12 protein-coding genes and 1 tRNA gene are annotated in these 11,301 nt (G+C 29.6%); 7 read left to right on the top strand and 6 right to left on the bottom strand.

Annotation, left to right across the window (positions count from 1 at the left end):
- Positions 1 to 122: 122 nt before the first annotated feature.
- From QM746_RS07680 to QM746_RS07695, 4 genes are all read left to right on the top strand, one after another.
- Positions 123 to 1,541, top strand: coding sequence for a hypothetical protein (locus tag QM746_RS07680; RefSeq protein WP_414983677.1), 1,419 nt, complete (start codon positions 123 to 125; stop codon positions 1,539 to 1,541).
- 102 nt (positions 1,542 to 1,643) lie between these two features.
- Positions 1,644 to 2,510: a hypothetical protein gene (locus tag QM746_RS07685; protein WP_414983678.1), complete on the top strand. Its 867-nt coding sequence runs from the start codon at positions 1,644 to 1,646 to the stop codon at positions 2,508 to 2,510.
- 242 nt (positions 2,511 to 2,752) lie between these two features.
- A complete protein-coding gene (locus tag QM746_RS07690) occupies positions 2,753 to 3,541 on the top strand; it encodes a threonine/serine ThrE exporter family protein (RefSeq protein WP_414983679.1) in 789 nt (262 codons plus the stop codon).
- Between the two features lie 6 nt (positions 3,542 to 3,547).
- Entirely contained in the window at positions 3,548 to 4,054 is a 507-nt protein-coding gene (locus QM746_RS07695) for a threonine/serine exporter family protein (protein ID WP_374360727.1), read from the top strand.
- Positions 4,055 to 4,059: 5 nt separating this feature from the next.
- On the opposite strand, the gene QM746_RS07700 is transcribed toward QM746_RS07695, so the two are convergent.
- Complete coding sequence (locus tag QM746_RS07700) at positions 4,060 to 4,755, bottom strand: ABC transporter ATP-binding protein (protein ID WP_414983680.1); 696 nt, start codon at positions 4,753 to 4,755, stop codon at positions 4,060 to 4,062.
- A gap of 161 nt (positions 4,756 to 4,916) precedes the next feature.
- Positions 4,917 to 4,990 (bottom strand) — tRNA-Arg (locus QM746_RS07705).
- A 48-nt stretch (positions 4,991 to 5,038) separates the two neighbouring features.
- On the opposite strand from QM746_RS07705, the gene QM746_RS07710 reads away from it, so the two are divergent.
- The 3 genes from QM746_RS07710 to QM746_RS07720 are packed head-to-tail and all read left to right on the top strand — an operon-like array spanning position 5,039 to position 8,831.
- The gene (locus tag QM746_RS07710) at positions 5,039 to 6,085 is read left to right on the top strand and encodes an ABC transporter substrate-binding protein (RefSeq protein ID WP_414983681.1); all 1,047 of its coding nucleotides are present in this window, start codon (positions 5,039 to 5,041) and stop codon (positions 6,083 to 6,085) included.
- A gap of 58 nt (positions 6,086 to 6,143) precedes the next feature.
- Complete coding sequence (mtgA, locus tag QM746_RS07715) at positions 6,144 to 6,791, top strand: monofunctional biosynthetic peptidoglycan transglycosylase (protein WP_414983682.1); 648 nt, start codon at positions 6,144 to 6,146, stop codon at positions 6,789 to 6,791.
- A 42-nt stretch (positions 6,792 to 6,833) separates the two neighbouring features.
- Positions 6,834 to 8,831, top strand: a complete 1,998-nt coding sequence (locus QM746_RS07720) for a recombinase (protein ID WP_414985132.1) — start codon at positions 6,834 to 6,836, stop codon at positions 8,829 to 8,831.
- Here the strand turns inward: QM746_RS07720 and QM746_RS07725 are convergent.
- The 4 genes from QM746_RS07725 to QM746_RS07740 all read right to left on the bottom strand — a co-directional run bounded on the left by QM746_RS07725 (position 8,809) and on the right by QM746_RS07740 (position 11,290).
- Complete coding sequence (locus tag QM746_RS07725) at positions 8,809 to 9,099, bottom strand: hypothetical protein (protein ID WP_414983683.1); 291 nt, start codon at positions 9,097 to 9,099, stop codon at positions 8,809 to 8,811. The genes QM746_RS07720 and QM746_RS07725 overlap by 23 nt on opposite strands.
- A 93-nt stretch (positions 9,100 to 9,192) precedes the next feature.
- Complete coding sequence (locus QM746_RS07730) at positions 9,193 to 9,432, bottom strand: hypothetical protein (protein WP_414983684.1); 240 nt, start codon at positions 9,430 to 9,432, stop codon at positions 9,193 to 9,195.
- Positions 9,433 to 9,442: 10 nt separating this feature from the next.
- The gene (recF, locus tag QM746_RS07735; protein WP_414983685.1) at positions 9,443 to 10,561 is read right to left on the bottom strand and encodes a DNA replication/repair protein RecF; all 1,119 of its coding nucleotides are present in this window, start codon (positions 10,559 to 10,561) and stop codon (positions 9,443 to 9,445) included.
- Positions 10,562 to 10,654: 93 nt separating this feature from the next.
- Positions 10,655 to 11,290 (bottom strand): hypothetical protein, encoded by a 636-nt coding sequence (locus QM746_RS07740; protein WP_414983686.1) that lies wholly within the window; start codon positions 11,288 to 11,290, stop codon positions 10,655 to 10,657.
- Positions 11,291 to 11,301 lie beyond the last annotated feature (11 nt).

The raw sequence follows: 11,301 nt of genomic DNA on the forward strand, positions 1-11,301 counted from the left end.
AATTCTCTATTTCATAGTTTTGTTTTAATAGTTTATTTTGAAAATTCTCACTCTATTTTTTTAGAGTGGGATTTTTTTTGAAAAATTTTCACGAAATTTACCTACTTTTTACAGCTGTTTTTATGAAAAAACTTCAGTTTGTTTTTCTTTTTTGCGTACAATTCTTTTTTTCACAGATTAATATTGGTGTAAAGAATGATGGTTTTGTATATACCAATGCTTTGGTGAGCAATCCTTCTGCGTTTTTACAAAATTCTAATCCTTGGGAAGTAAATTTGGTTTCGGCTGATGTTTTTGTTAACAATAATTACAGTTTTATTTCTCAACAAAGTCTTTTAGGGCTTTCTGGCGCAGATAATTTAGTGGTAAATAATGGCAGTAATCAATCAGATTTACCTAAGAACACAATTGGATTTAGTGATTATAAAAAATTTAACGGATATTTTCAGGCAGATGTTTTAGGACCTGCTGTTGCGGTTAAATTCAAAATAAAAGAACATGAATTTGCAGCGGGTTTTTATACCAGATTAAGAACGTTTGGTAGCTTATTCAATCTTGATAATCAATATAAATACGAAAATTTTATAAATCAAACGGCTTTTAGTAGAGTTTTTCAGCCTTTTTCTGCAAGTGTGGCTACGCTTCAAGAAAATAATTTTTTTATTTCTAAATCTTTTCTTCAAAACAAAACTTCAGAACTCAATATTGGCGTTACTTTTAAGCAATCTAAAGTTTGGGACGCTGCAATTGTGAGAGAAAATAATGTCTATAATATTGATTATAACAAAATTACCAATACTTTATATTATGAAAATTATAGCGCAGAGGCAATGGTTACAAGCTCTTATAATTTTGATAAAAAGAAATACGAGCCAAAAAATAACGGAAGTTCTATTGGCGCAGATTTTGGCTTAACTTATGTAGATTACGGAAATTATGATAAAGAAAATGGAGAGTATTTTCAAAAATTAGCATTTTCTGTTACAGATATTGGTTTTATAAAAGTAAATGGAGAGAAGCATCTTTACGAAGGTTCACCTTTTGTGATTAATCAAAATATTGATTTTCAAAATGTGAATAATTATTCGGATTTTTTTAAAGAATTGAGTACTCATGTTTATGGTAATCCTGATGTTTCTTTGCAATCTACTACTTTTAAAGTAGCTTTGCCTACTGCAATTCATCTCTCATATAGTGGTAATTTATTGAAAAACAGATATGTTACTTTTGGGTTGACACAAAGAGTACCTTTAACTAAAAATTCATTCAAATCTCCTAATTTGTTTTATGTGAATTTGGCTAAAACAAATAGATATTTAACTTACGCAGCGCAATTTTCGATGTTCGAATACAAAAAATTACAGTTTGGAGGTTATCTAAGATTTGGGCCAATTTTTATAGGAAGTGATAATATTTTACCTGTATTTTTTAAACAAAAAAAGCTTGAAGCAGCAGATATTTATTTCGGAATAAAAATTTATCCATTTTGGGATAATGCCCTTTCTAGAAGGTCTAGACAGAAATGTGACTGTGAGAAATAAGGCTTTAATGGTCTAGTAAATTCGTTTTTTTTGAAAAATACGTAATTTGCATTATTGTCTTGATATTGTTGTGTTTGTACATTTGCCTCAAAACACAACGTTATGATGACTAAACTTTACACCCTATTAGTGGGGTTATTCTCTATTATTGGCATGAGCCAAGTAGGGATAAACACTTCAACCCCAGATGAATCTTCAGTATTGCATTTAAACTCTGATCATAAAGGTTTTCTTTTGCCATACTTTAATATTGCCGATTTAAATACTAAAGCGCCTGTAACTGCAACTACCGCAGCCGAAGGATTATTGGTTTATAATACAAATACAACCACAGGTAAAGGAATTTACTATTGGGATGGTACAAAATGGACTGGTTTAGGACAAGTTAATTTTACCAATATTTATAATAGTGTTATTAAACCAATGAATGCGCTTTTAAATGATGTAAATACTTACGTTTACAATTCGTCACCATTCAGTGCGCCAGGTTCTCCAAAATTGAAATTATTTGATTGTGACTATGGTAGTGGTGATGATATAATTGTCAATAATCCTCTATCTGCAGCACCTAATAATTTTGTAATCTGGGATAATGTTAACAAGAAAATTAATGTTCCTCAGCAATTATTAGGACAAACAATGACAATCAATATTTCTTTGAAATATCAAGAAACAACTTCTAATTCTGATGCTTCTCGTTTTGTTGCTTATACGGGTAATGCAGTATATAGTGCAAGTGCTGGAACTGTAACTGGAGGTACTAAAATAAAAGACTTAATGTTTAAAAAGACTAAAACAAGCGGTTTTACAACCGTAAGAGACGAATTGGTTTTATCACCAATTATCATTACTCAAGAAATAATAAATAATGGTATAAAACTATATTTAGGAAGTGGAGATACTTCTGCAATTAGTTTTTATGAACCAATTTTAACCATAGATTATGGAGTGGTTAATGTTACACTTTAATTTTAAAAATTTTAAAATCTTAGAATAGTTTTTTTAATCTTTGTGTTTACCGCCGTCAGTTTGAATACTTTCTTGATGAAAAAAGAGAAAAATATAAATGCCTACTATAGTTTTATTTGTTTATAGAAAATATTTTGAATTGACGGCAACTTTTTTTCATATTCTGGTATGATTTATAATAGCATAATTTATAATGCTTTAAATAGAGGATTTTGTAAATTTGCAACTGAAATTTTTAACCTATGAATATGGAATTGGATGATAAACCACTGATTGAAAAGTACAATGAACTTCTTTTAGACATAGGATCTACTCTAATGATTTCTGGTGCCAATTGTGGCAGGATTGATAGAAATATAACGCGTATTGCGGATGTTTTTGGAGTAGATATAGAGTCGTTTTTTTCATTTAACGGAATTATTTTAACCACTAAAATGAAAAATAATCCTTCGGAAAAAGCTACTCATTACAAAAGATTACCTTCTCATGGTGTTCATTTTGGTATTTTAACAGAAACCAGTCTGCTTTCTTGGAGAGCTGTAAGTGATGGGCTGAGTTATCAAGAAATTTTTGATGAATTCGAACAAATCAAAAAAATTAAACATCACAATAGATATCAAACACTTTTTTTAGTAGCTCTTGCTTGCTCTTGTCTTTGTCTTATTGCAGGTGGCAACTATGTTGATGCGTCTTTTTCTTTTGTAGCATCTTTCTTAGGTTTGTTTACCAGGCAAGAAATGATGAAAAGAAAGTTTAATCTGATGATTGCAATGAGCTTAGCTTCTTTTGTTACTTGTTTAATCTGTTCTATTAACGTTTTTACCTTTATGGGAGAGATGCCAGAAAAAGCTCTTGCAACTGGTGTTTTATATCTTATACCAGGAGTTCCTTTGGTAAATGGAGTGATAGATTTTATAGAAGGTTATGTTACAACTGGTATTGCCAGAGGTTTTCAAGCTGGTTTTGTGTTGTTATGTATTGCTGTAGGAATGGCAATTAGTATTTTAATTTTCGGAATTAATAATTTTTAATAAATAATGGAATTACTACTTCACTTTTTTAAGGATTTTTTCTTGGCTTTTTTCGTGGCAATAGGTTTTGCTAGTTTGTTTAATACTCCCAATAGAGTTTTGCTTATTGCAGGATTGCTAGGAAGTTTGGGACATTCTCTTAAATTTTTATTACACGATGGCTTTGGTTTAGGATTAATTACCTCTACACTTTCTGGTACAGTGCTTATTGGTTTGTTAGGAATTGTTTTGGCTCACCGAGTTCACACGCCGCCAGTAGTTTTTACAATGCCAGCTTGTATTACCATGATTCCTGGTTTGTATGCTTATAAAACAATGCTTGGTTTTATAAAATTGACCGATGAAACAGGTTTGTCTAGAACTCCTCAAGATTTAGAAAATACATTTCATTATTTTGTACTTACAGCATCATTGCTCTTTACTTTGGCAATAGGAATTTCTATTGGAGTTTTGCTTTTCCGTCAAGATAGTGTTAAAATGCTCAAATTTGCGAGTAGAAAAAACAAATCTTAAGATTTTTATAAAGTATAATTAGAAAAGGCTTCTTCTAAGTTTTGGAATTTGCCTTTGAAATTGGCAATATCTGTGTCTTGCACAATATTTCCGTTGTGAATAAGAATTACACGCGAGCAAAGTGCTTCTACTTCTTGCATAATGTGGGTAGAAAGAATTACCGTTTTTTCTTTTCCAATTTCTTTAATCACATTTCTAATTTCTACAATTTGATTAGGGTCTAAACCATTGGTTGGCTCATCCAAAATTAATAAGTTGGGTTCGTGCAAAATTGCTTGTGCTAATCCAACTCTTTGTTTATAGCCTTTAGAAAGTTGAGAAATTTTCTTATTTTTTTCGGGTGTTATTCCTACTAAATTTATAATTTCTTCTACTTTTTCGTTGGAAATACAATGAATATCTGCTACAAATTGCAAATATTCTTTCACATACATTTCTTGGTAAAGTGGGTTGTTTTCTGGCAAAAAACCAATATTTTTTTTAGAAAAAACTTCGTTTTCTGTAATATCTTTACCATCAAAGATAATTTTTCCTTCATCTATTTTTATTACTCCAACTACAGATTTCATTAGAGTAGATTTTCCTGCGCCGTTAGGACCAAGTAATCCTATAATTTCGTTTTTCTTAATTTCAATATTGATATTGTTAAGTGCAGTTTGTTCGCCAAATTTTTTGGTAAGATTGCTAATTTCTAAAGACATTTTTCTAAAGATAAAAGATGAATGTAAAGTGAAATAATTATTTTAACGCAAAAATAGAGATTATATTTCAAAAACAATCTTCGCCGAAGGATTAAAGGTAAAGCTAAATCTAAATTTTTTGCAATAAAAAATCCTAAAAAATTAATTTCTCAGGATTTTTGTGACCTCGACAGGATTCAAACCTGTAACCTTCTGAGCCGTAATCAGATGCGCTATTCAGTTGCGCCACGAGGCCGTTTTTAATTGGTTTGCAAATATAATACTTTTTTACTTTCTTTGAAGTATGAAAAAGCTTTTTTTTATTATTTTGAGTTTCTTTTTTGTATTTTCTTGTAAGAAAGAAACTTACCAACTAAAAACGGATGAAATCTCTATCTCAAAAAACGTTTACTTTAAAGAAAATGGAGATTTTTTAACACTTACCTCTGGGAAATTTTCATACAAAATCCCACATTCTAAATTACCTTTCAAGAAAATAATGTTACTAAATTCTAGTTTGGTAGGCTATATTGCAGAATTGGGTGCGGAAGAAAAAATTATTGGCGTTTCGAGCCCGGAATATATTTATTCGGATAAAATTCATCAACTCATCAAAGAAAATAAAATTCAAAATATTGGCAACGAGCAAAAGTACGATATAGAAAAAATTATTGCGTATAAACCAGATGTTATTTTTACCAATTATGTTGCAAGTTTCGAGAATACTTATGATGTTTTGAAAAAAAATGGTATTGAAATTATTTTTTTAGATGAATATTTAGAAGAGAATCCTTTAGAAAAAGCAGCTTACATTAAAGTTTTTGGTAAATTATTGGGAATGGATAAACCAGCAGCTTTAATTTATAGTGAAATTGAAAGTAATTATCATAAATTTAAAAATTTAGCTCTTAAATCACCTGTAAAACCAAAAGTTTTAACTAACGAAATGTATGGAAGTCAATGGTTTGTGGCTGGAGGAAGAACTCAAATTGCTCATTTTATACAAGATGCTAATGCTGAGTATATTTTTGGTGATAATAAAGAGACAATTTCTACTCCCAAAAGTTTTGAAGAGGTTTTTGTAAAAGCAAAAAATGCAAATTTTTGGGTAAATGTTGGCAATCATAAAGACAAAAAAGAATTATTGGCAATTAATCCTAATTATGCTAAGATGAATGTTTATAATTCTGGAGGAATTTATACTATTGCAGGCAAAGAAAAGGAACATGCTAATGATTATTTTGAAAGTGGAGTAGTGCGTGCAGATTTGGTTTTGAAAGATTATATTAAGATTTTTCATCCCGAAATTTTCACAAAAGATAGCTTAGTTTATATGAAAAGAATAAAATAGTTTTATTTTTGTACCTTTATTCATCAATAATTACTCATCATTTATTACTTATAGAAATATGTGGAAGTTCATCAAACGTGTTATTTATATTATAGTTATCATCAGTGTACTTTCTATCATTTGGGGAAGATTTTTTAATCCTATAATCACCATTATTCAGATTGAAGGTCTTGTAAAGTACCAAAAATTAGACAGAGATTACATTAGTTTTGATGAGATGGGGAAAAATATAAAACGTGCAGTAATTGCTAGTGAAGACCAAAATTTTTACAAACACAATGGTTTTGATTTTACTGCAATTCAGCAAGCTTACGCAGACAATCAGAAAAAGAAAAAAATAAGAGGAGGAAGTACTATTTCTCAGCAAACCGCCAAAAATTTATTCCTTTGGAACGGTGGCGGTTATTTCAGAAAAGGTTTAGAAGCAGTTTTTACGTTTACAATAGAAAAAGTTTGGAATAAAAATATTATTCTAGAAAGATACCTCAATTCTATAGAAATGGGACAAGGCGTTTTCGGGATAGAAGCCGCTTCGAAATATTATTTTGGCAAAAGTTCTAAAGACCTTACCAAATCTGAAGCTGCTTGGATTGCTGTGGTATTGCCAAGTCCGAAAAAATACGACCCAAAAAATCCTACCAGAGCAATGCTTAGGAAACATGCTAGGGTTTTGAAACAAATGAATTATATGACTTTAGAAGATTAATTGTTGGTGAATTTTAGAAAATTTTTAGATAAAGAAAGTACAATGGAGTTGCTTGATAGATATTTTTCTATCAAGAACGAAACGCGTGATTTGCAACCGCTTACTCATGTTTTCCAAACGCTTCAAAAAGAAAATGTAAAAGATTTTTTAGAGTTTTTAAAACAAAATCCAGAAATAAAAGAAAACTTTGTTTATTATTTACGAAATGTTTTCGCTGGTAGAGCCTTCAATTTGTCTCTTACAGAAGCCAATATTTTGTCGGAGAATGCCTTTTTCCCGGAATTAAGAAAGAGAGTTTTAGCTAAATTTTTACCACCTGTAGAAGAAGAAAATACCGTTTCTGAAGTGATTTCGGAGGTTTTCTTTCGAGATAAAGCAGATTTTAAATACATAAAAAATATTTCTAAAGAACTTTCTGATGAATTGTTCAAATTATTAGAAATAGACCAATTAATTGCAATTCCCAAGGTAAAAAAAGAACTTATCTTTTCTATGAATATTCTTGGTTGGAGAGTTGCAGGAAATGCATTAGAAGTAGATGTTTTGAAAATGGCGCCAGAATATAAAGATTTTGACAATCCATTTTTGGCACTTCAAAAAGAGTTAGAACTGTTTTTTCAAGATTTTAAAAAGGATAATAGCATTGTTCTCAATTCTAAAAATGTTCATTATAAGCAGATTAAAATTTATTTAGAACAAGGTTTCACTTTTGTGAATACGGCTTTTAAAAATTCTTCAAAATACGGAATTTCTAGTAAAATTAATCTCGCTTTGCTCAAAATAAGACAGCAATTACAGAGAATTTTAGAAATTTTAGATTTATTGGTCATTAATAAAGAATCTGATGTTATTATAAAGTCTAAAAAATTAGTTACCAGTATTTTAGAGTATAAATCTCACCGAAACAATATTAGAGATTTGGTGTATGATAGCACTACTTTAATGTCTCATCTTATTACTTCTCACACTGCAGAAACAGGTACAAATTATATTACTACTTCGCCAAAAGAATATATCATCATGTTGAAAAAAGCGAGTGGTGGCGGTATAATTGTTGGGGCTTTGTGTGTTATGAAAATGCTCTATGCATCTTTTCCTGGTAGTGAATTTTATCACGCGTTTTTGTATTCTTTCAATTATGCTTTGGGTTTTATTATGATATATTTAATGCACTTTACATTGGCTACAAAACAGCCAGCAATGACGGCTGCTACCATGGCAAAAGTGCTTTCGGATACTAGAAATACTCGAAAAAATTATACAGAATTTTCGCATTTGGTATCTAAATTGTTTAGAAGCCAGTTTATTGCTTTTATAGGAAATGTTTTCTGGAGTTTTCCTATAGCTTTGGCAATAATATATGGTTTGGATGTACTTTTCGGACAAAACTTTGCTGCAGGCGATAAAGCTACAAAACTCATTCACGATTTAGACCCTTTTCATTCTAAAGCATTGTTACATGCATCTTTAGCAGGTTTTTATTTGTTTATTTCGGGTGTTATAGCAGGAAATGTGGGCAACCGTTCGGTTTTTTATAAAATTCCTGAAAGAATTGAGAAAAATCCATATATCAAAAATATTTTTGGACAAAGTTTTGCTGAAGGTTTGTCTAAATATTATTCAAAAAATTGGAGCGGAATTTTATCTAATTTTTGGCTAGGTATTTTCTTAGGTTCTACGGCAACTATTGCGCATTTTTTCAATTTAGATTTTGATATTAGACACATTACTTTTGCAGGGGGAAACTTTGCATTAGGGCTTTATGGAAAAGATTTTTCTATTGACCAGTACACTTTTTGGGTTTCTTTTGTAACGGTATTTTTGATAGGATTTTGTAATTTTTTGGTGAGTTTTGGCTTGTCTATGTTTTTAGCTTTTAGGTCTAGAAAGTTGAAATTTGGAGAGGTTAGAACGCTCAATAAGCATATTTTTACCTATTTCTTAAAACATCCTTTAATTTTCTTTTTGCCAATTCGTTCCACTTTAGACGAAAGTTCTAAAAAACTAATGGAAGATTCTACAAAACATACAAATCATTAAAATTTTCTGCCCCAAATTCATCTTGAAATTTTTTAAGGAAGAAAGATTTTCTCATTCGGAAATCATTTCTAAGAAGTGCAGATTTTATTTTAATTTCGAGAATTTTTTCTTTTAAATTTACGCTCTCTATTTCTTTGAAAAGAGCATTGTCAAGATAATCTTCCAGAAAATCTTTTACTTGAATTGCCATTAATTTATCTTCAAAACCATAGATTTTGGCAAAACTTTTCACCAATTCAGAACTTTGATATTCTCTTTTCTTTTTCATGTCATTGCGAGCGCAGCGAAGCAATCTGTTGATTTATTGTCCTATAGATTTAGCAGGTTTTTATCAGCAAAATTTGCTCAATCAGCGAGAGTTTTATTTCTTAATTAGTTTTTCTATTTCTGATAAAACAAAATCAACTGCTTCTTTTTCAGTTCTAAAATATTTTAAATTTTCTCGATTGTTTCTTTCATAATAGAACCAAACAAATAAACTTCCAAATTTTTCTAAACCAAAACCGTCATTTCCATATTTTCCATAATTGCCAATTACAAAATAGTTTAATTCAGGATAGTTTTCTTCTAAAAATTTTTCTAATTCATTAATTGTCTTCATTTTAAATTTTTCAAACTTCAAAAATTCTACTTTCTTCATTAATTCTTTTTACCACATTTTCTGTTCGTTCTTTGTGTGTATCTGTGATAAAAATCTGCCCGAAATCTTGTTCATTTACCAATTCTATCAATTGTGAAACTCGGTTATCATCTAATTTATCAAAAATATCATCCAAAAGCAGAATCGGATTTTTGTTGGTAATTTCTTTAATTCTCTTTATTTGAGCCAATTTCAAAGCAATAAGAAAAGATTTTTGTTGCCCTTGACTGCCAAATTTTTTAATCAAATTACCATTCATTTCAAATCGCAAATCGTCTTTGTGAATTCCTTTGGAAGTATAAGTTAGAAGTCTGTCTTTTTCTAAATTTTCTTTTAATAAAATTTCAAAACTTCTATCATTTTTTGCGGAGTCGAAAACATTCAAATCACTTTCATAAGTTACAATAACGGTTTCGTTTCCTTTAGAAATAATTTTATAAAAATGCTGAATGGTTGGCAAAATGGATGCTACAAATCGTTGTCTTTTTTCAAAAATTTGAGTTCCAAATTTATTCAAAGGTTCGTTGTAAATTTCCAAAGAATCTAAATCGAAGGTTCTGTTTTTTTGAAAATATTTTAGCAACGCATTTCTCTGTTGAAGCGTTTTTTGATATTGTATAAGGCTAAAAAGATACTCAGAATCTGTTTGAGAAATCATAGAATCTAGAAATTTTCTTCTGCTTTCGCCACCATCCGAAATAAGGTTTGCATCGTAAGGCGAAATAATTACGCTGGGCAAAAAACCAATGTGATCTGCCATTCTATCGTAAGTTTTTTCGTTCTTTTTGATGAGTTTTTTAGATTCTTTTTGAAGTAAAATTTTGATAATATCGTTTTTTTCTTCGCCTACAATTTCACTTTCTATTGAAAAAAAATCTTTACTTTTATTTTCGGTTTCAGAAGTTCTTATATTTTGAAAATCAGAAACTGCCAAGAAACTTTTTCCCATAGAAATATAATGCAGTGCATCTAAAATATTGGTTTTTCCGGCGCCATTATTTCCTACAAAACAATTAATATCCGAAGAAAAATCGAAAGTTTTTTCGGGATGATTTTTAAAATTGATGATTTTTAAATTTTTAACGAACATTTTAAACTCAGCATCTAGTTTGTCTTGCTAAGAAGCATTTATACCAAAAATGGGTATTTAGATTCCTTCGGAAGGACAAAGTTGTGGATAATTTTAATTTTTCAAATTTAAAATAAAATAAATTAAAAATGGCAAAGCGCTCAAACTTTCCAAGAAAAAAGAATAATACAAATCGTCTCTTTTTTTACCAGAAAAAATTGCTAAAATTATGCTTATAACTATTGTTATTCCTAAAGAAATGGCAAAATTTCTTTTTAAATAAATGAAAGCTAAAACTCCACTAAACAGAAGAAAAGTCACACTCAGTATTTTAGTATTTTTAATTCCTATTGCTTTTGGTAAAGTGGGAAATGGGTCTCTTCCTAAATCTCTAATTTCAAACGGAAAAGTAATGGCAGAGGTAAATAAAAAAATAATGAGAAACCATGCTAAATGAAAATTTTCTAACGGTAGCCAAACCAAACTCATTGCCCAAACCAAACCTACATAAAAGGTTTTTACCAACCAAAATTCTCTGATATTAATGTTGAAAATATTAGAATTGTAAAGTGTTCCTAATATTAATATAATCAGCCATTTAATGAAGAATTCTAGGTTTAAAAATTTTAAAATTAAAAAAATAATGAGAACAAATCCAACCAAATTGATGAAAATTGCATCTTTCTTTTTATGAAATACTGTGAAAATATAGCCGTTCCAAAAAGTAAGGAAAAGTATTTTTGCTACCATTTTTTGGTAAG

It is taken from the genome of Cloacibacterium sp. (assembly GCF_047601505.1).
Classification (GTDB): domain Bacteria; phylum Bacteroidota; class Bacteroidia; order Flavobacteriales; family Weeksellaceae; genus Cloacibacterium.